The following is a 20,733-nucleotide window of genomic DNA, read 5'->3' on the forward strand; positions in this document are numbered from 1 at the left end:
CCGCGCTCTCCGGGGAGGCCTACATCGGGCAGGTGTTCTGGAAGGCAACGGTGTTGGCGTCGTTGGGAGTTGGGCAGATGAACTGGTCGTAGCGGGTGTCGTTGTCGACGAAGCGTTTGAGCCAGACGATGCTGTACTCGGCGACCGTGGTGTTCGGGCTGGCGAAGGTGAAGTGGTCGGCGTTCCTCAGCTCGATGAACGCCTTGTCGTGGTCGTTCGTCAGGGCGTTGTAGGCGGGCAGGGTGAAGGTGTCGACCGGGGCGACGGTGTCCCCGTCGGCGCCGAAGATCATGGTGGGCACGGTGATCTGGTCGCCGACGTTGACGACGTCCCAGGGCGCCAGCGCGATGGCCGCCTTGAGCGACGGGGTGCTCGCCGCGCTCTCCAGCGTGCCGCCGCCGCCCATCGACCAGCCCATCACGGCTGTCCGGGTGGGGTCGATCTCGTTCTTCACCGCGCTCTTGGTCGTCAAGTAGCTGAGCGCGGCGAGTTGTTGGTTGCTGCGGTCGGTCGGGAAGTCCCACAGCGCGTTGCTGTCCAGGGTCATCACCACGAAGCCCTGGGAGGCGAGCCGGGGCCCGTACCAGGCGATCTCCGCCTGCGGTGCGACGAAGCCCGGCATGATGACCACGGCGCCGAAGGTGCCCTGGCTGGTGTCGGTCGGGAAGTAGATGGTGCCGTTGTTGAAGCCCGAGCCGCTGCCCGAGGGGACGACGACCGAGGCGACGGTGAACGGCCCGGTCTCGGCGGTGACGCTCGCCAGGGTCGGGGCCGGGCCGCGCTGGTAGGGATTGCCGGCGGCGGCCTGGGCGGGGGCGATGAAGCCGAGGGCGATCGAGGCGACGATCGCGAGGATCGTCATGAGCGCTCGGGGGCGGAGCAGTTTCACGGAAGTCCTCCCGGACGCGCTGTCAGTTGACGTAGATGGCGGGGGCGCCGCTGACACTGCTGTCGACCACGGGGGCGTAGGTGGCCGTGAAGTAGCCGTTGCCCGCGCACAGCACCGAGCCGGAGAACTTGGTGAACGCCTGGTTGGTGAAGCTCAGGCTGGTGGCGCTGTTGGAGCTCACGGCGGCGAGGCTGGGCGCCCGGTAGACGCAGGTGACGGAGCCCAGCAGGGTGGAGAGCACCACCGTGGTCTGGATCGTGCTGCCCGAGGCCGGGGTCACCGTGACGGTGCCGTCGGAGGAGGCGGCGGTGCTGTAGGGCAGGTTGTTGACGGTGATGCTCCGCACCCCGGTGACGCCGAGGACGTTGCTGGTGCAGCCGCTGAAGGTCTGGGCGGTCGCGGACTCGGTGGCGGTGCCCGGGGCGGCGGGGTTGTCCGTCACCGTGGCGGAGAGCGTCGAACCGGTGCAGGTGATGCCTGATGTGCCGCCGCTGCTGGTGGCGAGGGTGGCGTTGGTGCCGCTGGCCAGGGAGGCGGTGAGTACGTCGCCGACGGAGACGGCGGTGCCGGCGGCGCTGCCGTAGGTGAGCACGGCGCTGTCCGCCGAGGCGGTGGTGGCGGGGAGGAGCGCCAGGGCCGCGACGGCAGCGGTGGCGGCGAGGGCGGAAGCGGTGTTTCTGCGCATGCGGGGTCCTCTGACATACAGGGGTGTGGGTGGCGAGGACGGGTCGCTCCCCCGGCTCAGGGGTGAAGGCAGCGACCCGCGCAGGGTGGTTCCCGGACTGCGGGAACCACCGGACCGGTGCACGCCTCTGACCTGACGTCAGGGGCGCGAGGGCACTTGTTGGCGGCCTTGCGGGTACGTGACACTGACGGCTCCGGCGGCGTCCCGCCGCAGGTCCGCGCAAGAAGAAAACCTGTGAGAGTTGTAAACCTGACGGGTATTCAAGTCAATACAATGCGGGGAAGTTCGCGAGGAAGGACGTGGAATGGCGACAGGCCCGTCGGTGCCGCCCGCGCTCGTGCTGCCCGGTACCCGCATGGCACGCGACCCTGAGCGCTCGCTGCGGCGAGGGCCGAGGCGCACCTCACCGGAGGTGGTCGCCGCCAACCAGCGCGACCGGCTGCTCGACGGCTTCGTCCGCACCGTCGCCCAGGTCGGCTACGCCCACACCCGGGTCAGCGACATCTGCCAGGCGGCGGGCGTGACCAGGCCGGTCTTCTACGACCTCTTCAAGGGCAAGGAGGACGCCTTCCTCGCCGCGCACCGGTACGGCACGACCATGGTCATCGGTGCCATGGAGGAGGCCCACGCCAAGGCCCCGGACTGGCCGAGCGCGGTGCGTGCCGGGCTCGGCGCGCTGCTCGGCATACTCGCCGACGCGCCCGCGTTCGCGGTCATGGCCATCGTGGAGATCGACGCGGTCGGCCCCGCCGGGCGAGAGGCGCGGGAGGGGCTGCTGGCCCGCTTCCGGGACTTCTTCACCGACCTGCCGGAGACGGAACTGCCCATCCCCACCGAGGAGTTGATCGACACGGTGGTCGGTGGGGTGTACTCCGCGATCTACCGGCGGATCGCCGCGGGCCGGGCCGCGGAGTTGCCGGGCCTGCTGCCCGGTCTGACCTTCTCCGTGCTGGCACCCTTCCTGGGCCCGGAACGCGCCGCCGCCTGTCTGACCCCGGACGTCTGATCCGAGGAACCTGTTCGCGTTCGCACCCGCTTCAGCACGGCTTGCGCCACACCCCCAGCTCCAGTTTCTTCTGCATCGACGACAGCCTCAGCTTCCGCGACTCGGCGCAGAAACGGCCCGTCGGTACGGCGTACTCGACGTGGAACACCGCCTTGTCGGCCGCGATGAACGGGGTGAGTTCCGCGCACTCGTGGTACTGGGCGCACTCCTCGTTGACCGCGAAGTCGAAATCGGGGAGGAGTTGGGCGATCTGCGGCAGGTCGTTCTTCAGGCCCACGGACAGCCCGCGTTCGTGGGCGATCGACGCGATCATCCGGTTGTAGCGGAGCTGGTCGGCGGCGGTGAGCGGGAACCCGGTGTCGTTGCTGTAGCCCTCCACCAGGTCGGGCTCCACCGCGTCGAAGCCCTTGTCGCGGCACATGTCGAAGCGCCGCTCCATGATCGGCCGTAGTACGGCCAACTTGCGTATGTCCAGCCAGCGTTCGCCCGCCCAGCCGTTCTCCTTGCCGAGCAGCGAGCGGGGGAAGTCGGCCTTGTCGGGCCGGAAGTTCTCCCACGCGCCGACGTTGACGTAACAGATGACCTTGCGCCCGTCGCGGTGCAGCCGGGCCACGTCCGCCTTCGCGTTCTCGAAGCCGTCGATGTCGTAGACGGGCACGTCCACCGACGGGTCCACCCTGGTGTCGAGCTGCCACTGCCAGGCCAGCCCGGGGTGGGGCTGCCAGCGGCTCCCTTCCGGCTCCGAGCCGGAACAGCCCGCCAGTGCCAGGGTCAGCGCCAACAGGATCACTCGTGCCGTGTACCTCATCGATCCATTCCGGTCAGGGCGGGCGTCAACTCTGCCCAGGGGTTGGGTAGTTCGCCGGTCACGGGGCCGCTGATCCCGGCGCCCCGCTGACGCGCTGTGCGCACCGCGAGCGGCACCAGCACCGCGGGGACGCCGTAGACGAGATGGCACAGTCGCTCGGGTGGCAGGCGCATGGCCCATGACGGGCGGCTGAACACCGAGACATACGTCGACCAGTGGCCCTCGAAGGTGACGGTCACGTCGGCCAGCCGGGCGTAGCCGGGCGACGGGTGCATCCCGGGGTTGAGGACCACCGTCCCGGCGCCCAGCTTGCGCAGTGTCCGCACCAGCCGGCGGCAGGCGGGCAGCGCGTGCCGTGTCGCCGTCACCCGGTCGAGGAAGCAGCCGTCGGCCGCGTACCACTCCTGGTGCCGACGCAGGTCCGCCACGACGTCGGCCCGTGCGCGTGTCCCGTAGTCGGTGTCGATGTAGCCGAGGAGTCGAGCGCCCGCGTCCTTGAGGGCACCGGCCGCCGCGGTGAACGCGGGGTCGGGGCGCTCGCCGGGCCCGTTCGCGGGGTTGAGGACCACGCCGTAGGTGCGCCCGGCCGCCTGGATCAACTGGTGCCAGGCGCCCGGGTCTTCGGCGGGGTGCACATACAGCGGAACGAGCAGGCTCACGGTGAGCCGTCGGCTTCCCACAGGGCGGCGAGCGCCTCGTCGAGGGTGTGGCGGGGGCGCCAGCCCAGGGCCTCCTCCGCGGCGCCGATCGCGGAGCACTGCCAGGACACCTTGCCCGAGCGGATCGAGCCTCCGCCCTCCGCGTTCTCTTCCGTGCGGCCCCGGAAACCGGCCAACTCGGCCAGGCCGTGCACGAGTTCACGCACCGGGACGGCCCGGCCGGAGCCGATGTTCAGCACCGGTAACAGCGGTGGGGGCGCGGTGACGGCGAGTTCGACCGCCCGCGCCACATCGCGTACGTCGACGAAGTCGCGGTGGGCGGACAGGTCACCGAGCCGCAGCACTGTGTCGGGGCCAGCCTGCCGCAGCAGCGCGGTGATACGGCCCGGCAGCCCGGCGGTCGGCGCTCCGGGGCCCACCGGGTTGCCCACCCGCAGCACCACCGAGTCGAGCCCGGACGAGGTGACCACGGCCGTGCCCGCCAGCTTGGTCGCCCCGTACGGGCCGACCGGGCGGGTCGCCGCGGACTCCGTCACCGGGATCCCCGGTTCGCCCGGCCCGTACTCGGCGGCCGAGCCCAGGTGCACCAGCCTGGCCGCCGGGGCCCCCTCCCGCAGCGCGGCGCAAAGTACCGCCGGGCCACGGGAGTTGAGCTCGGCCAGGGCCACGGCGTCGCCGCCGGTCGCGCCCGCGCAGTTGACCACCGCGTCGGGCGCGACCGAGGCCAGGGTCTTGGCCAGTTCCTCCGGACGGACGGAGGCGAGGTCGACGCCGTGGTCCGCGTCGGGGGAACGACCGGCGGTAAGGACCTGCGCGTCCGACAAGGCGCGCAGCCGTTCGGCGACATGGGCTCCGAGATAGCCGGTGGAGCCCAGGACGAGAATGCGCATGGGGTGCTCAAGCCCCCTTGAGGAGATGGGACTTGCGGGAGGTGAACTCGGCGTTGGCCCGGTCATAGTCGTCGGGGCGCCCGATGTCGAGCCAGTAGCCCCCGAAGTCGTAGGCGTGCGGCTGGTTCTGATCCCGTATCAGGTCCAGGACCAGCTCGTCGAAGCCCAGCGGCAGCCCGGGCGTGTAGCCGTCCAGGGTGTCGCGGGAGACGCCGTAGACGCCCATGGAGACGCGGTAGTCGATGCTCGGCTTCTCGGTGAAGGCGACCACCCTGGACAGGTCGGTGGTCAGCACCCCGAAGTCGATGTGCACCTTGCGGGCGTACGTGGCGATGGTCAGCGGTGCCCCCGACTCCTCGTGCGTGTGCAGCATGTCCGCGTAGTCGAGGTCGGTCAGGACGTCGCCGTTCATCACGAGGAACGTCTCGGGCAGCTTCTCGCGCAGGGTGAGCAGCGGGCCCAGGGTGCCCAACGGGCTTTCCTCGGTGGCGTAGTCGATGTCCATGCCCCACTGGGAGCCGTCGCCGACGTAGGCGCGGATGATCTCGCCCAAGTGGCCGATGGCGATGGTGACATGGGTGAAGCCGGCCGTGGCCAGCTGGCGCAGCACGATCTCCAGGATGGCGTGCTGGTCGCCGATGGGGACGAGCGGCTTGGGCAGCGCCGTGGTGTAGGGCCGCAGCCGGACACCCTTGCCTCCCGCCAGGATCACCGCGTGCATGGGACTCCTCCTTCGTGAGATGAGTGGGGTTCGTGAGGGCGGTGCCCGACGGTCAGATGTTGTAGATGCCGGTCTTGTACCGGGCGAGGTTGGCCGGGTCGCGGAAGAACTCCACGGTGTGCGCGAGCCCTTCCTCCAGGGTGTGCGCGGGCTGCCAGCCGGTCGCGGCGGTGAGCCGGCTCGCGTCCGCGACCAGCCGCATCACCTCGGAGTTGGCGGGCCGGATGCGCGCGGTGTCCTCGCGCATGTCGAGTGCGGTGTCCATCACCTTGCCGATCAGCGCGACCAGGTCGCCGACCGAGATCTCGCCGCCGGTACCGGCGTTGAAGGTGCGCCCCACCACCTGCTCGGCGGGCGCGGTGCCGACCGCGAGGAACGCCTGTGCGGTGTCCTTGACGTAGGTGAAGTCCCGGGTGGGGCGCAGGTCGCCGAGGGTGATCGTCCGTTCCCCGGCGGCCACTTGGCCGATGACTGTGGGGATGACGGCCCGCATCGACTGACGCGGCCCGAAGGTGTTGAAGGGCCGCAGTGTCACCACGGGCGTCCCGAAGCTCGCGTGGTAGCTGTCGGCCAGCCGGTCGCCGCCCGCCTTCGAAGCGGCGTACGGGGACTGGGTGTTGATGGGGTGGTCCTCGGTGATCGGTACGGTCCGGGCGGTGCCGTACGTCTCGCTGGTGGACGTGTGCACCAGTCGGGGCGTTCCCAACGCGCGTACCGCCTCCAGCACGTTGAGGGTGCCGGTGACGTTGGTGTCCACGTAACTGTGCGGCGCCTGGTAGGAGTACGGGATCGCGATCAGCGCGGCCAAGTGGTAGGCGGTGTCGGCGCCTTCGAGGAGACCGCGGACCGAGCCCGGGTCGCGGACGTCACCGAGGACGATCTCCACCTGGTCGAGGACGTCCGGGTGCAGGGTCTCCAACCAGCCGTAGGAGGAGAAGGAGTTGTACTGGGCCATGGCTCGTACCCGGTGCCCGGAGGCGACCAGCGCCTCGGTGAGATGGGAGCCGATGAACCCCTCGGCTCCGGTGACGGCGGCGAGTGGTGCGGAGGTCAACTCGGTTGTCCTTCCCATGAGTTGATGCGTGGTGGGGGGTGAAGGTGAACGTGTGCGGGGTGAGCCGCCTACGCGTGCGGCGCGGGACGGCCGAGCAGCCACAGCACGGACGCGTACAGACACAGCGCGGCGGCGGCGCTGCACAGGGTGAGCGCGGCCACCGGGCCCGGCGGCAGATCAAGGAGCGTCACCGCCCCGGCACCTCCCGCCGCTGCGAGAGAGACGAGCGCCGACAGCCAGGCCGCCCCGAACGCCTGGAGCAGCAGGGCGGTCCACAGGGCCGCCCCGAGCGCGAGCAGCGCGACCGGTCCGACGCCGGTGAGCAGGGCCGCCGGCCACAGCGGCAGCAGGTAGCCGAGCAGACAGAGCGTGAGGTTGTCGACCGAGCGCAGCAGGAACCCGGCCGGTGTCCTGGCGGCGCGCAGTGCGGCCACCGAGAGACCGCGGTAGCGGTACAGCAGCCACTCCGCGGGCCCCATGCTGACGGTCAGCACGATCACCGCGTACGGCTCCCGGCGCGCCTCCAGCAGCACCAGCACCCCGGCCGCCAGCCCGAACAGGCCGTACGGCAGGGAGGACAGCACGGGCGGCAGGGCCGCGCCGGGCACGGCGGGCGCCGCGAGGGGCTCCCTGAGCGCCCAGGCGGCCGCGAAGATCGTCGCCACCAGGGTCAGCGTCGGCAGCTCGGCCCTCGCGAGGTCGCCAGGTTCCCACCAGGGCAGTACGGCGGCCCCGGCGACCAGCGGGGAGAGCGCGGCCAGCAGCAGCCGCTCGCGGGCCAGCACCAGCAGCACCCCGGCCGCCGCCAGATACACCGACTGCGCTGCCGTAGCCAGGAGCAGGAGCCCGCTGCCGGCGAGCGGTGCGGCCGCTGCGGTGGCCACCAGTGCGCCCAGGGGTGCGCCGACCAGCAGCGTACGGGCTCCTTCCCGCCGTCCGGTAGCCATCCGCAGGTGGGCGCGGTGCCCGAGGGCCTGGCCCCAGGCCCAGGAGACGAGCCCCGCCACGATCAGCGGAGAGGCGTGCTCCCGTACGTTCCACAGCGGAGCGGTGAGGAGGTACGCGAGGCCCGGGAGGGCGAACAGCACACCCCGCAGCAGACAGCGCACGGTGTCCGGGCGCCATGGGTCGGCCGCCGGGGCCGGTTCCGGGAAGGTTCGCGGCACCTGCTCGTACAGCGCGGCGGCGAGCGAGAACAGGTTGGGATGGCCGTACCGTTCCCTGACCATCGGCGCCGTCAGGCCCTCCGCCTCCAAGAGAGCGGCCACCTCGTACGGGTGGACGGCGGGTCCGACCCGGTCGGCGAGTTCGGCGGCGAGCCAGTTGACCGCCTCCTGGTCGGGACCGTGCCAGGGCAGCCGGATGGTGAGCGTGGAGTCGTTGACGGCCCAGCGCGGTCGACCGCGTGGCGGATGGATGTCGGAGAGGCGCAACATCAGCGTGTCCGGCTCGGAACCGCTGGGCTCCAGGGACATGGGCCCGCTCATCCGGCGACCGCGACGAAGTGCTCCGCCAGGACCGGTATGCGCTCGGACTGCCGCTCCAGCGTGGGCAGTTCGCGATAGATCGCGCGGAAGGTGTCGATGGTGTGGCGGAGCGTGAACTGTTCGATGACCCGTAGACGCGCCGCCTCGCCCATCGCCCGGCGCCGCTCCGGGTCGCCCAGCAGTTCCAGCGTGGCCGCGGCCATCGACGCGGGATCGCGCGGTGGCACCACGAACCCGGTGTCGCCGACCGCCTCGCGCACTCCGCCCACGTCGGTGGAGACGGTCGCCCGTCCGCACGACATGGCCTCGATCAGGGTGAACGGGAAGCCCTCGCTGATGCTGGACAGCATCACCACGTTGCCGGCCGCGTAGGCGTCCCGGATGTCGTCGACGCGGCCCTCGAAGGTGACGGCGTCGGCGTGCCCGAGTGCGGCGGCCAGCGCCTCGCAGCGCTCCCGGTAGGCCTCGCCGCCGCGCGGTGTACCGCCGAACAACCGCAGCCGGGTGTGCGGGAGTTGAGCCCGTACCAGCGCGAAGGCGCGGATCAGGGTCTCCAGGTCCTTGATCGGGTCGACCCGGCCGGCCCAGCTGAGGGTGAGCCCCTGTGGCTCGGGTCCGGCGGGGGGAAAGGCCGTCGGGTCAACGCCGTTGTAGACCGTGCGGATCGACTCCGGTGCCGCGCCGCCCTGTTCCTCCCAGACCCGGTTGTACCGGTTGCCGGGGGTGATCAGGGCGGCCCGCCGGTAGCCCTCCTGTGCGAGGAGCCGGAAGAAGCCGAGCACGACCGCCTTCACCGGCCAGCGGTAGGGCGCGATGCGGTAGCCCAGGTAGCGCTCGCGCAGGTAGACGCCGTGCTCGGTCAGCAGCAGGGGCACCCCGTGCTGATCGAGTGCCGCGAGGCCCGGCAGGGTGGCGAGGCCTCCGCTGACCGCGTGCGTGACACCGGTGCGTGGGAGCGGTACGGCCAGCGGGCGCAGGGCGTGTTCCAGGAGGGAGGTCGCGGTGAGCGCGTCGTGCAGGCTCGGGGCGGCCTCGCGGACGGCCAGTCCCGGACGGTTCCACACCGAGGTGAGGATCGCGATCGCCTTGTCGCCGCGCAGGAAGGGACTGAGGGTGCGGCCCGCCGCCGCCCGGGCCAGCACATAGAGGGCGCGCGGGAAGCGGGCCTCGGCGCGCGGGTCGAGCAGCGCGGTGAGGAACTCCTCGTAGGCGTCGCTCAGTCGGGCGCGGGCACTCCCCCGGGGCGCGCGGCCCGCGGGCGGGTCGCCCCACATCGGGACGGACAGGACCTGCGAGACATGCGTGGGCAGCTCCCAGACGAGCGGTTCGCGTCCGGTGCCGGTGACGGCGATGACGGCGAAGTCGATCTCGGGCATGCCCTGGACGAGTTGGTCGCACCAGACGCTCACACCGCCGTGACTGTGCGGGTAGGTGCCTTCGGTGAGCAGGGTGACGCGTACCCCGCTGCTGGGGCGTCGCGCGTCGTAGGGAACGTACATCGATGGGCTCCACGGCCGAGGTGTGGGGGTGGCTCCCGCCCGGTGCGCCCCTGGTGGAGGGGCGCACCGTTCGGTCCTGTGCAGTCGGTCGGTGCGCCGTTCAGTTGGCCGCGGTGTCCGGAACCTGCTCGGTGACGCCCGCGGGGACGCGGGTGGCCGGGGCGGGCTTCGTCGCCGCGAGACTTCCGGAGGAGGTGACGGCGGCCGTGGCCGTGGCGGAGGCCGGGAGGGTGAGCGTGACCGGGAGGCCGTTGGAGATGTTCCAGCCGGAGAGCCTGCCCGCGTACGCCGTGCCGACGGTGACGCCGCCCATGGTGGTCCCGATCGGCGCGGAGCCGTTGACCGCCAGCCCGAACGGTGCCTGGATGGTGACGGCGTTGCCGATGCGGTAGGCGGTCACCTGACCGGCCCTGAGGGCGGTCTGCCAGGCGGCCCTGCGCTGGAGCTCGATGCCGATGTCCTCCATCCGCAGGTTCACCAAAGGGGTGTTGTCCGCGAACAGGGCCCGGTAGCCGTCGACGACACCGTTGAGGACCGGGTAGGCGAGGCGGTCCTCGGTGAGGTTCGACTGGTGGATGAAGTGCGGCTTGGGGTCGCCCGAGAGCACGTGTCCGAGCGCGGCGCGGGTCTCCAGCGGCACGATGTAACCGGTGTACCCGGTGGCCGTGTTGAGGGGTGCCGGCAGGCAGGTGCTGGTGGCCGGGTTGTCCTCGCAGATGCCGCTGCCGCCCTGGGCGCGCTTGGTGTAGATCCAGTTGTACTCGTCGACCTGCTCGGCCGCGCGGCCCGCGTTGTAGAAGACGTTGACGGGGTAGCGCGGGACGGTGAGGGCGGGGCCGAGCTGACGCTGGGCGGGCTCACGGGAGTTGTCCGCGCCGAGCGAGGTGACGCCGTTCAGGCTGAGGGCGAGGGACAGATTGGGGTTGTCGACCGGCTGCTGCGGCAGCACCTTCATGCCGGAGTGCTCGCCGGTGATCAACTCCTTGGTGTTCAGCGGGAGTCCGTTGGCCTGGCCCCAGGTGCGGTTGGTGGCGATCTCGTTGGAGATGTCGGCCGTGCTGACCCACTTGATGGCGGTGCCCACGGTGTCGCACTTCCACGGCACCACGGTGATGTTCTGCACGCAGCCCAGGAAGGCGTGGGTGTAGGTGTGGTTGATCCAGCGGAACTGGGTCTTCTTGGCCAGGAGCGCGTCGGCCAGGAGGTCCACGTTGTTGTTGTCGGCGCGCTGGTCGACGGTGCCTACCGCGTTGTAGGCCAGGTCGAAGGTGATGCCCTGCCGGGTCTGCCAGTCGGCCGCGAAGGTGACGTCCGCGGCGTTCATGCGGATCGGGTCCGGGGTGGCGTTCGGGTCGGTGCAGTCGACGTCGCCGGGCGTGCAGTTGAGGGTGCTGTTCCAGCGGTCGTCGGACGCGAACACGTCGTCCACGTGCACGGCGAAGTAGTTGCGGGTGGAGCCGAGATGGACCCCGCCGGTCATCCACTCCACGATGCCGCGCGCCAGCAGGCGGAACTGCTGCTGGTACTGGTTGTAGACGAAGGTGACGACCAACTCCCGTCGTCCGTCGTGCCGGTACTCGCCCACCAGCGAGCCCCGCGTCGCTTTCCCGGGGATCGCGGCGTCCACGTACGGCGTGAAGTCGGCGCCCGCCGCGGGGGTCGACAGGTAGGCGTAACTCTCGCTCACCGCCGGGTCGTTGTTCTCGAAGGGGACCGGGCCGTCGAGGTAGCCGAAGGGGCCCGCCTTGCCTGCGGTGGTCACCGCGGCCTGTACGCCGTCGACGGTGCCGGAGTAGCCGCCCTGGGCGGCGTCCTGCAGTCCCGCCGCCGGGCGGGCGTAGGTGTACGCGTCGACCTGCGGGATCGCGTATGTCTGCTCGTAGGCCGCGAGCGCCGCCATCTCGGCCGAACCGGCCGGGAACGGGTTGTCGTTGGGCAGGACGACGGACTGGAACTTGGCGCGGGGTACGCCGAGCACGGTGTCCGCGAGGAACGCCGCGTTGATGGTCGGCCGGCCGGCCGCGGTGAGGTCTATCTCGGTGTAGGGCGTGCCGGCGGTGTCGAGTTCCGCCGTGATGGCGTCGGTCGCCGGTCCTCCGTCGCTCACCACGAGAACCCGCAGGTCCACTCGGGGCGTCACGGCGGCTTGTGCCGTACCGGCGGGGAGGCCGAGCGCGGCGATGAGCGCGCCCGCCGTCAGGACGGCAGTGCGTGTGGTCCGCTTCATGCGGTGCAGTTCCCTCTCCAGGCATGGGGGGTGAGTACGGCTCTCGGGGAGCGGACGTACTCCCTAGCGGGACGCCGGTATCCCGCGAAGGGCCCGGCCGTAACCGCTTTCTGGTGCGCCAATGTAGTGGAGAGACTGTGCGCGTCTTGTGTCCATCTTGTGAACCGTGGCGGAAAATCGATGCACTCGACGGATTGACCGGAAACCAATTCGGACGTTTTCACTTCAGGGGTGCCGATGGGACGGGATGGGCGCGAGGATTTAAATGCAGGTCAGCGCGCCATTCCATGGTCGGGCAACCCCGGCGACCGCACCCCCCGAATACCATTGGTCCATACCGCAAAAGAGTGTCTGGAACCTGCTGAATACTTGCCTCGATCATGCCCTGAACAGCAGAAACGGCCCGTCGGATGAACCGACGGGCCGTCACGAGAGATAGCTGCCAGGAATGCAAAAAATGGCGAATGGAGTTAGTCAGTGGCGTGACAAAGTCGAGCCCGGTTTTTGTTCGTCCGTGAGCAATGGGCGAGCCGATTCCGACGCGGAGGCGGAATTCGCCCGCAGGGCCAGTTCCAGTTCGAAACGGGTCTCTGAATCCTGCAGGGTCTCACCGAACAGTTTCTCCAACTGACGCATGCGATAACGCACCGTCTGCGGATGGATGTGCAGTCGCAGGGCGGTGCTGTTGACGCTGCTCTCGCACTGCAGCCATGCCAATAACGTCTCCGCCAGCCGGTCGCGCTGCGGCGCCGGGATTCCGGCCAGCGGTGCCAGGACCCGGTACGACAGCGCCCGGACCAACGGTTCGTCCGCGTAGAGGATCAGCGTCGTGAGGTGGTCGGCGCACCGGAGCACGCCCTCGCCGGGCAGCACACCGCGCCGCATGAGCGAGAGGGCCCGGGCGGCCAGGCGTAAGGAGTCCGCGGTCTGCGAGAGCGGGACCGTCGGCCCGACCGCGGCGGGCCGACCCCGCAGCGCCGAGGCGAGAGCGTGTCCGCGCGAGGAGCCGGGCACGTCCGGGTCCGGGATGACGAGGCGCGCCGGGCGGGCGGTCATGTCGGCCAACACCGCGGTGGGCAGCAGCAGTTCGTCACCCTGCTGCTGCTCGGTACCGCCCACCGCTATGACGGCGACCCGTTGCGGCAGGGGCCAGCTCGCGGTGCGGGCGAGTTCCGCGACGGCCTCCGCGGAGGCGGGCGGATCGGCGAACAGCAGGTCCAGCAGGCGCATCCGGCGCCGTTGCAACTCGCCCGTGCTGCGCAGTTGGGCCTCGGTGTGGCCTTCGGTGGCCGCCTGCATGATCTCGTGCATGTGGGTGAAGCCCGCGTCCGCGAGTGCGGCCACCTCGCTCGAGTCCAGCTCCAGTTCCTCGGCGGCTTTCATCATCCGCCGCCAGGCGGCCCGTCCGCCGAGCCTGAGCGCGGCCTGGAGTACTTCGAGGCCGCGTCCTTCGCCGGCTTCGCCACGCCCGATCTGCTGGTAGGTGTGGACGACGTGTTTCCCTTCGCGGCCGGTGTCGGCGATGCGGTCCACGAAGAGGGTCAGTGCCTGGCGGACTCCGGCTCTGATCGTGCGCACGTAGGCGTCGTCGGCCGGTCTTGTGTACTCGGGTACCTGAAGCTGTACCTCGCGCGCCACCTCCGCGGCTATGTCGTCGAGATGGGGGCGCAGAAATTCTGCCAGTCGCTGGGGAACGGCGACGAAAGGATCCATGTGGCGTGCTCCTACCGCTCGGTCAAGGCGGCCCGAACGATGACGATATCCCCCGCCGAACTCCGTTGGCCTGTACGCGAGTTACAAGGCGGCGCTGCGATTTTGTCCGTGCGTGACAAACCCCGTACGGGTCAGGCCGGCAGACCGAGCGCTCCGGCGAGAACCGGCCACGAGGTGGCGAACTCCCGCTTCCAGTCGCTCCATTGGTGTCCGCCGCCCTGATACAGGTGCTGGGTGGCCGGGACGCCCAGTTGCCCGAGCGCGGTGACGAAGCTCTGCGTGGAGGGTGCCACCAGACTCTCCAGGACCCCGGGCAGCAGGGAGCCGATGCCGCTGCTGATGAGCTGCGCGAGCGCGAGGATGGTGCCGAGCCCTCCACTGAGACTGCCGGTGCCGACGGAGACGTAGAGCGCGGTACCGCGCAGGGCGCTCGCGTGCGTCAGGGGGTTGAAGTCCTGCCAGGTGGCGGAGTTGAGCGTCGGGTCGCCCCACAACGACAGGGGGTTGAGGTTCTCCCGGCCCACGATCGCCTCGATGATCGTGGGCATCGTCGTCGTGGTGGTGTCGGGGATTCCGCTGTACGACGCGGCGGCCACGAACGTTCCCGGGTGGCGGGCCGCGTGTGCCATGGCGCCGTATCCGCCGGTCGAGACCCCGGCGACGGCCTGCACGGTGGAGGCCCGGTATCCGGCGCGCAGGACCGCCGGCACTTCCTGGAGCTGGAAGGTCTCGTAGTCGAGGCCGGTCTGCCAGCGGGTGGGGATGCCGGTGGGCCCTCCGTCCGGCATGGCGACGATCAGGTCCCGGTTCGCGGTGAACGCCTCGATGTCGGTCTCTCGGGTCCACGAGTTGTAGTCGTCGTGCGCGCCGTGCAGCAGATAGAGCACCGGCCAGGTGGCATCGGGCCGCGCGGCGTACGAGGTCGGCAGGATGATCCGTACCGGCGCGGTGCGGCCCAGTGCGGCGGAGGGGACGCCCAAGTCATAGGTGCGGGGCCCCAGTTGGGTGACGGTGACGTCGGCGGCCGAGGCTCTCCAGGCCCCGGTCAGCACGCCCGCGACACCGAGGGCCGCGGCCATGGCGACAGTGCGACGGGACGGACCTCGGCGGGGGAGGGACGGGTGGTCGGACATGGCGGGCGGCTCCTTGTGAAGTGGCGGCGGGGAGCGGGGTGTTCAGCCGAGCACCCGGTTGAGGTGGTCGGCGATGGCCTGGGCGTGCGGCGGGTCGAGGAGCGACAGGTGGTGTCCGGGGATGCGGACGATCTCCAGGTCCGGGCACAGCTCGTCCCAGCCGAGGGCGTCGTCCGTGCGCTCGTACGCCGGGTCACGCACCGTGTGCGGCGCGGGCTCGGTGGCGCGGTAGAGGATCACCCGGCCGTCGTAGGAACGAGGGGTGTGCGCCTCGCCGGTCCGCAGGTCCAGGTAGGAGGCGCGCTGGTGACGGAGCGCGGCGGGCGGGATGTCGGCGACCGAGCTGAGCGTCTCCAGTACCAGGTCGATACGGCCCCTGTCGTCCAGGCCTGCCAACTCCCCGTAGGGCAGGTCGAGTTGTACGTCGAAGGTGCGGGACGCGTACGCGGCGAATCCTTCGAAGTGCTGCCGCGCCACGTCCCATGCAGTCCGTCCGAGCGGTCGGGGCAGCGGACGTACGGCATCGATGAGCACCACCGCCTCGGGGGGTGCGTACTCGGCGGCGAGCAGCCGGGCGGTCTCCTGGGCGACGAACCCGCCGAACGACCATCCGCCGATCCAATAGCGGCCGTCGGGCCACGCTTTCCGGATCGCCTCCGCGCACAGCCTCGCCTTCGCGGCGACGGTGTCCGCTTCCTCGACACGGTCCAGCCCGTACACCGGTACGTCCGGTGCCAACAGCCCGGCGAGCGGCCGGTAGACGTCCGGGGTGCCGCCGGCCGCGTGGGCCAGGATCAGCGGCGGGCGGTCGCCTGCCGGACGCAGCACGCGTAAGGGGTACGGCATGCGACGGTCGGCCGGAGCAGACACCATCGCGGCGGACGGGGGCCTGTGTTCCAACTCGTCGTGGTGTGCGACGCGGGTGATCGCGTCGGCGGCGGCCTGGACGGTGGAGGCCTGCATCAGGTCGCGCGTCGAGGGTGCGGCGCCGAACTCGCGCTCCACGGCGGCACGCAGGCGGACGGCCATGAGCGAGTCGAGGCCCAGGTCGGTGAGCGGGGTGTCGGGGGTGATCCGCTCCGGCAAGTGGCCTGCGACAGCGGCGATATGGCGGATGAGCCGCTCGGTGACAGTGCCGTCGACGGCCAACGGGACCGGTGCGGCGGGCAGTTCGGGGAGTCTGCGCCCGCCGTCCAGCAGGGGTCGCTCGGCCGTCCACCAGTGGCGGGTGTGGCGCCAGGCCGGGAGGGGGACGTCGATGACTTCGCCGTGCGGGTGGAGGAGGCGGGTCGGGAGGGGATGGCCCGCGGCGTGCAGGGCGGCCAGTTGGAGGCGGAAGGTGAGGGCGGGGTCGTTGCCTCTGCGCAGGGTGGGCAGGTGGAGGGCGTCGGGCAGGGTCTCGGCGAGGGCGTGCAGGAGTACGGGGTGCGGGGAGATCTCGATGAACGCGGTGTGCCCGTCGGCCGCTGCGGCGGCCACCGCACCCGCGAACCGGACCGGGCGGCGCAGGTTCTCCGCCCAGTGCCCGGCGTCGAAGACACAAGGTCGGGTGGGGTCGTCGTGGACGGTGGAGTAGACGCGGACGGTGCCGCCGCTCCGGCCCCCGATCCCGCCGAGGGCGGCGGTCAGTTCGGGCAGCAGCGGTTCGACCTGGGGCGAGTGCCCGGCGCCCCGGACGGGCATGGTGCGGGTTTCGCGGCCCTGTACGGAGAGATGCTTGACGAACCCCGCCACGGCGGCTGCCTCGCCGGTGACGATCTTCTGTGCGGGCGAGGAGTCCACGGCGAGGTGCACACCGGGGAACTCCCGCTCCAGGTCGTCGAGTTCGTCGTCGGTCAGGTCCACGACGGCCATCGACCCGCCGCGCAGTGTGGCGAGCAGCCGGGACCGTACGGCGATGATGTGGGCGCCTTCGGCGGGATCGAGTGCCCCGGAGACGACGGCCGCCGCGACCTCGCCCATGGAGTGTCCGATGACGGCGGCGGGTTCGACGCCGTAGGAGCGCCAGAGTTCGGCGAGCGCCAACTGGGTTCCGTAGAGGAGGGGTTGGGCGGTCTCCACCTGGCGTAGGTCGTCGTCCGTGCAGTCGTCGAGCATTTCGTACAGGGAGATGCCGCACGCGGCCGCGAGCACCGGTTCCAGTTTCTCCACGGCGGCGGCGAACGCGGGCTCCCGGCCGAGGAGTTGACGTCCCATCGCGGCCCACTGGGTGCCGTAGCCGGAGAAGACCCAGACCGGGCCGGGACCGAGTCGGTCCCGGTCGCCGGTGCTGACGCGCGGGTGGGGGCGGCCGGCCGCCAGTGCGCGGAGGGCGGTGGTGAGGCCGTCGCGGTCGTGGGCGACGACGGCCGCGCGGGCGGGGCCGCGGCCGGTGCGTCCGGCGAGTGTGCGTCCGACGTCCTGGAGCCGGGCGGCGCTCCCGGCGGGTGTGTCGAGCCAGTCGGCGAGCCCGGCGGCTGTGTCCCGGACCCGGGCCGGATCGGCGTCGCTGAGCTGCAACAGGCCTGCGGAACCATGGGAGTTGAGGGCGCGTTCGGCGGGCCGGGTGGGCTGCCACTCCTCCAGTACGGCGTGCGCGTTGGTGCCGCCGAAGCCGAAGGCGGAGACTCCGGCGGTCGCGGTCCCGCCGTAGCGGGGCCAGGGTTCGGGTTCGGTGACCACCCGCAGCCGCTCGTCGTCCAGGGCGGGCCGGTCGCAGTGCAACGAGCCGGGGATGATGCCGTGGTGGAGGGCGAGGACGGTTTTGACCAGCCCCGCGACTCCGGCGGCTGCCTCCAGGTGGCCGAGGTTGCTCTTGACCGAGCCGAGCAGCAGCGGCTGGTCCGGGTGGCGGTCGCGGCCCAGGACGTCGGCCAGCGCACCCGCCTCGATGGGGTCGCCGAGGGGTGTGCCGGTGCCGTGTGCCTCGACGTAGTCCACGGTCGCCGGGTCGAGGCCGGCTCGCGCGTAGGCCGCTTCCAGGAGCGCGCGTTGGGCCGTCGGGTTGGGTGCCATGAGGCCGTTGGAGCGGCCGTCGGAGTTGACGGTGGTGGCTGTGATGACGGCCAGGACCCGGTCTTCGTCGCGCAGCGCGTCGCTGAACCGTTTGAGAACCACCACGGCACAGCCCTCGGCGCGGCCGATGCCGTCGGCGGACTGGGAGAACGGCTTGCACCTGCCGTCGGGCGCCAGGGCTCCGGCGCGGCCGAACGCGACGGTGACGGCGGGTGAGAGCAGCACGTTGGTCCCGGCGACGAGCGCCGTGTCGCATTCACCGCCGCGCAATGCGGTGCAGGCCTGGTGGACGGCGACGAGGGAGGACGAGCAGGCGGTGTCGACGGCGACGCTGGGGCCGCGCAGGTCGTACACGTAGCTGAGCCTGCCCGCCGAGACCGAGGTGGCGGCTCCGGTGGTCGCCCAGGGGTCGACGGTCGCCGGGTCGGCGCCGGTGAGGTGGCCGTAGTCGTGGGCCGAGATACCGACGAAGACCCCGGTGGCGGTGCCCGCCAGGGACGCGGCGGGGATGGCCGCGTGGTCGAGGGCTTCCTGGGTGACCTCCAGCAGCATGCGCTGCTGCGGGTCCATCGCGTCGGCCTCGCGCGGGGAGATGCGGAAGAAGGTGGAGTCGAACCCGGTGAGGGTGGCGTCGTCGAGGTATCCGCCCCAGGTGTTGGCGTCCGGCGGGACCTGCGTGGCGAAGTCCCGCCAGCGTCCCTCGGGTACCCGGCCGATGGCATCGGCGCCCTCGACGAGCAGCCGCCAGTAGTCAGCGGGCCCTCGCACACCGCCGGGGAGGCGACAGCCGACGCCGACCACGGCGACCGGTTCGTCGTCGTCGACGGCGATCTCCCGGGGGACGAACGCGGTCTCCGGAACGGGCTCCAGGCTGTTGCTGAGCAGAGCGACCAGACCGTCGACGGTCGACGTCTCCCACAGCAGGGTGGGGGGCAGGTCCCGGCCGAGTGCGTGGGAGAGTTCGGCAGCGATCACGACCGCGTCGCGGGAGGACATGCCGAGTTCGGCCAGCGGCCGGTCCACGGCGATGTCCGCGCCGGGGACTCCTGACCAGTGGGCGATCCGTTCGACGACCAGGCGCCGCAGGTCGGCGGCATCGGCCGGCATCGCGCTCACTCCGTGCCTCCCTCGGGGCGGTCGTAGGAACCGTCGAGGTAGCGGGCGCGGGTCAGCGTGCGGGAGATCTTGCCGCTGGAGGTGCGGGGCACCGTGCCTGGTGGGAGGAGCAGCACCTCGGCCAGTCGCAGGCCGTGCCGGGCGGAGACGGCGGCGCGCACGGCGGCGGCGACCTCCTTGGGGTCACGGGCCGGCTCATCCAGACCGCGCGCGTACTCGGCGATGATCACGGCGCCCTCCGCCACGATGGTGGCTCCGGCGCCGGGAGCGTGCCCGGCGGGTACGGCGAAGGCCGCCAGTCGGTCGGGGCGTATCGCCAGGTGGGCGGCCTGTGCGGTGTTCTCGATGTCCTGCGGGTAGTGGTTGCGTCCGTCGACGATGATCAGGTCCTTCAGGCGCCCGGTGACCAGGAGTTGTCCGTCGAGGACCGTGCCGAGGTCGCCGGTGCGCAGCCAGTAGCCGGGGGCGTGCGCCAGTCGGGCCTGAAAGGTCTTGCGATGCTGCGCGCCGTGCTCCAGGTATCCACGCGCGATGTTGGGTCCCTGCACCCAGATCTCGCCCACCTCCCCCGCGGGCAGCATGGTGGCGGTGACGGGGTCGACGATGCGCACCGCCTGACCGACGGGTTCACCGCAGGCGGCGAGCAGCACCGCGGCGGGGTCACCGGGCGGAACGGCCAGGGCCTTGCCGGCCGCCAGGGCCTCCCGGTCCAGGGCGTAGCGGCGCAACGGTTGACCGGGCCGGTGGGCGCTGACGAAGACGGTGGCCTCGGCGAGCCCGTACGACGGGCAGTGGACGTCGGCCGGAAGGCCCTGTCCGGCGAAGGCCGCGCCGAACCGATCGGCGGTTTCGGGCCGCACGGGTTCACTGCCGTTGATGAGCGCGGCGATCCGGTCCAGCCGTAGCCCTGCCTTCTCCTCCTCGGTGACGACGGCCGCGCAGTAGTCGTAGGCGAAGTTCGGTGCGGCGCTGAGGGCATTGGGGTGCTCGGACAGCAACTGCAGCCAGCGGGCGGGCCGTTGGAGGAAGGCGAGGGGATCCATCAGGACGGACAGCAGTCCGCGTACGACGGGAGTGGCGACGCTGAGCACCAGCCCCATGTCGTGGTAGAGCGGCAGCCAGCCGACCATGGTGAGGCGACGGTCGTCGGCGCCGTACGCAGTGAGCGCCTGGCGGGCGTTGGCGACGACGTTCGCGTGCGAGATCTCGACGCCGGTGGGAAACCGGGTCGATCCGGAGCTGTATTGGAGATACGCGGTCGACTGTTCGTCCAGAACGGGCGGTTGCCATGCGTCGGCCTGATCATCTGAGACGAAGTCGGTGACGATCAGACGGTGGCGCAGGCCGTGCGCGTCCAGAAAAGTGCCTACGGTCTCGGCCGCGGCGCTGGTGGTGAGCACGGCCGAGGGTTGCGCGTCGTCCAGGACTCCGGCCAGGCGGTCGCCGTGTCCGGGCAGATCGGGGGTGAACATGGGTACGGCGACGGTGCCGGCGGTCAGTGCGGCGAGAAAGCCGATGACGTATTCGGTGCCCTGGGGACAGAGAACGGCGACGCGTTCGCCGGGAGCCACGGTGTCCGCGAGCCGGGCGGCGACCGCCCGGGTCCGTACGTCGACGCGCTGCCAGGTGAGGGTGCGGTGGCTGCGCCGTAACCCGGACGACGTGTGGTCGACGAAGGTGAACGCCGGTTGGATGGGGGCGTGTTGGGCCCAGTGCGCGACGTGGGCGGGGAGCGTGGTCGGGCGGTCCGGTGCTGCTGAGGATGTGCCGGGGGCGTGCGGAAGGGCGTGCGCGGGCATGGGGGAACTCCTCACGTCACAGGTGGTGTCCCCGTCCGGGGTGATGCGGTTAC

Annotated in this window: 15 protein-coding genes; 1 reads left to right on the forward strand and 14 read right to left on the reverse strand. The window is 71.3% G+C overall.

The annotated features are described in order from the left end of the window. Positions 1-19 precede the first annotated feature (19 nt). A complete protein-coding gene (locus OO70_RS08435; protein WP_051740909.1) occupies positions 20-862 on the reverse strand; it encodes a dienelactone hydrolase family protein in 843 nt (280 codons plus the stop codon). Positions 863-911: 49 nt separating this feature from the next. Then, the gene (locus OO70_RS08440; protein WP_043666285.1) at positions 912-1,574 is read right to left on the reverse strand and encodes a hypothetical protein; all 663 of its coding nucleotides are present in this window, start codon (positions 1,572-1,574) and stop codon (positions 912-914) included. Positions 1,575-1,878: 304 nt separating this feature from the next. Here OO70_RS08440 and OO70_RS08445 point away from each other — a divergent pair, with 304 nt between their 5' ends. Then, positions 1,879-2,580: a TetR/AcrR family transcriptional regulator gene (locus OO70_RS08445; RefSeq protein ID WP_043666288.1), complete on the forward strand. Its 702-nt coding sequence runs from the start codon at positions 1,879-1,881 to the stop codon at positions 2,578-2,580. A gap of 31 nt (positions 2,581-2,611) precedes the next feature. Here OO70_RS08445 and OO70_RS08450 read toward each other — a convergent pair whose 3' ends face one another. The 12 genes from OO70_RS08450 to OO70_RS08505 form a co-directional block, all read right to left on the reverse strand. Beyond that, positions 2,612-3,388, reverse strand: a complete 777-nt coding sequence (locus OO70_RS08450) for an endo alpha-1,4 polygalactosaminidase (protein ID WP_043666291.1) — start codon at positions 3,386-3,388, stop codon at positions 2,612-2,614. Continuing rightward, the gene (locus OO70_RS08455; protein WP_043666294.1) at positions 3,385-4,047 is read right to left on the reverse strand and encodes a spherulation-specific family 4 protein; all 663 of its coding nucleotides are present in this window, start codon (positions 4,045-4,047) and stop codon (positions 3,385-3,387) included. The genes OO70_RS08450 and OO70_RS08455 overlap by 4 nt, the downstream gene beginning before the upstream one ends. Continuing rightward, positions 4,044-4,937, reverse strand: a complete 894-nt coding sequence (locus tag OO70_RS08460; RefSeq protein WP_043666297.1) for an NAD-dependent epimerase/dehydratase family protein — start codon at positions 4,935-4,937, stop codon at positions 4,044-4,046. The genes OO70_RS08455 and OO70_RS08460 overlap by 4 nt, the downstream gene beginning before the upstream one ends. 7 nt (positions 4,938-4,944) lie before the next feature. After that, the gene (locus OO70_RS08465; protein ID WP_043666300.1) at positions 4,945-5,658 is read right to left on the reverse strand and encodes a nucleotidyltransferase family protein; all 714 of its coding nucleotides are present in this window, start codon (positions 5,656-5,658) and stop codon (positions 4,945-4,947) included. A gap of 52 nt (positions 5,659-5,710) precedes the next feature. Further along, positions 5,711-6,712: a GDP-mannose 4,6-dehydratase gene (locus tag OO70_RS08470; protein WP_043666304.1), complete on the reverse strand. Its 1,002-nt coding sequence runs from the start codon at positions 6,710-6,712 to the stop codon at positions 5,711-5,713. A 68-nt stretch (positions 6,713-6,780) separates the two neighbouring features. Then, on the reverse strand, positions 6,781-8,199 hold the full coding sequence (locus OO70_RS08475; protein ID WP_043666307.1) for a hypothetical protein: 1,419 nt from the start codon (positions 8,197-8,199) through the stop codon (positions 6,781-6,783). Further along, positions 8,196-9,698: a GT4 family glycosyltransferase PelF gene (gene pelF / locus OO70_RS08480; RefSeq protein ID WP_051740912.1), complete on the reverse strand. Its 1,503-nt coding sequence runs from the start codon at positions 9,696-9,698 to the stop codon at positions 8,196-8,198. Before pelF ends, OO70_RS08475 begins: the two co-directional genes overlap by 4 nt. Positions 9,699-9,798: 100 nt before the next feature. Beyond that, on the reverse strand, positions 9,799-11,925 hold the full coding sequence (locus OO70_RS08485; protein ID WP_043666311.1) for a hypothetical protein: 2,127 nt from the start codon (positions 11,923-11,925) through the stop codon (positions 9,799-9,801). Positions 11,926-12,399: 474 nt separating this feature from the next. Then, entirely contained in the window at positions 12,400-13,638 is a 1,239-nt protein-coding gene (locus tag OO70_RS08490; protein WP_043666314.1) for a PucR family transcriptional regulator, read from the reverse strand. A gap of 131 nt (positions 13,639-13,769) precedes the next feature. Then, positions 13,770-14,771 (reverse strand): alpha/beta hydrolase, encoded by a 1,002-nt coding sequence (locus OO70_RS08495; protein ID WP_043666317.1) that lies wholly within the window; start codon positions 14,769-14,771, stop codon positions 13,770-13,772. A gap of 42 nt (positions 14,772-14,813) precedes the next feature. After that, the gene (locus OO70_RS08500; RefSeq protein WP_043666320.1) at positions 14,814-18,872 is read right to left on the reverse strand and encodes a type I polyketide synthase; all 4,059 of its coding nucleotides are present in this window, start codon (positions 18,870-18,872) and stop codon (positions 14,814-14,816) included. A gap of 5 nt (positions 18,873-18,877) precedes the next feature. Next, positions 18,878-20,680: a fatty acyl-AMP ligase gene (locus OO70_RS08505; RefSeq protein ID WP_043666322.1), complete on the reverse strand. Its 1,803-nt coding sequence runs from the start codon at positions 20,678-20,680 to the stop codon at positions 18,878-18,880. Between the last annotated feature and the right edge of the window lie 53 nt (positions 20,681-20,733).

It is taken from the genome of Streptomyces xylophagus (genome assembly GCF_000716435.1).
GTDB lineage: Bacteria > Actinomycetota > Actinomycetes > Streptomycetales > Streptomycetaceae > Streptomyces > Streptomyces xylophagus.

Excerpts from the sequence above, each read along its gene's own strand:
- OO70_RS08445 (WP_043666288.1), top strand. The coding sequence starts at position 1,879 with ATGGCGACAGGCCCGTCGGTGCCGCCCGCGCTCGTGCTGCCCGGTACC.
- OO70_RS08490 (WP_043666314.1), bottom strand. The coding sequence starts at position 13,638 with ATGGATCCTTTCGTCGCCGTTCCCCAGCGACTGGCAGAATTTCTGCGC.
- pelF (WP_051740912.1), bottom strand. The coding sequence starts at position 9,698 with ATGTACGTTCCCTACGACGCGCGACGCCCCAGCAGCGGGGTACGCGTC.
- OO70_RS08465 (WP_043666300.1), bottom strand. The coding sequence starts at position 5,658 with ATGCACGCGGTGATCCTGGCGGGAGGCAAGGGTGTCCGGCTGCGGCCC.
- OO70_RS08495 (WP_043666317.1), bottom strand. The coding sequence starts at position 14,771 with ATGTCCGACCACCCGTCCCTCCCCCGCCGAGGTCCGTCCCGTCGCACT.
- OO70_RS08435 (WP_051740909.1), bottom strand. The coding sequence starts at position 862 with ATGACGATCCTCGCGATCGTCGCCTCGATCGCCCTCGGCTTCATCGCC.
- OO70_RS08460 (WP_043666297.1), bottom strand. The coding sequence starts at position 4,937 with ATGCGCATTCTCGTCCTGGGCTCCACCGGCTATCTCGGAGCCCATGTC.
- OO70_RS08440 (WP_043666285.1), bottom strand. The coding sequence starts at position 1,574 with ATGCGCAGAAACACCGCTTCCGCCCTCGCCGCCACCGCTGCCGTCGCG.
- OO70_RS08475 (WP_043666307.1), bottom strand. The coding sequence starts at position 8,199 with ATGAGCGGGCCCATGTCCCTGGAGCCCAGCGGTTCCGAGCCGGACACG.
- OO70_RS08500 (WP_043666320.1), bottom strand. The coding sequence starts at position 18,872 with ATGCCGGCCGATGCCGCCGACCTGCGGCGCCTGGTCGTCGAACGGATC.
- OO70_RS08450 (WP_043666291.1), bottom strand. The coding sequence starts at position 3,388 with ATGAGGTACACGGCACGAGTGATCCTGTTGGCGCTGACCCTGGCACTG.
- OO70_RS08505 (WP_043666322.1), bottom strand. The coding sequence starts at position 20,680 with ATGCCCGCGCACGCCCTTCCGCACGCCCCCGGCACATCCTCAGCAGCA.
- OO70_RS08485 (WP_043666311.1), bottom strand. The coding sequence starts at position 11,925 with ATGAAGCGGACCACACGCACTGCCGTCCTGACGGCGGGCGCGCTCATC.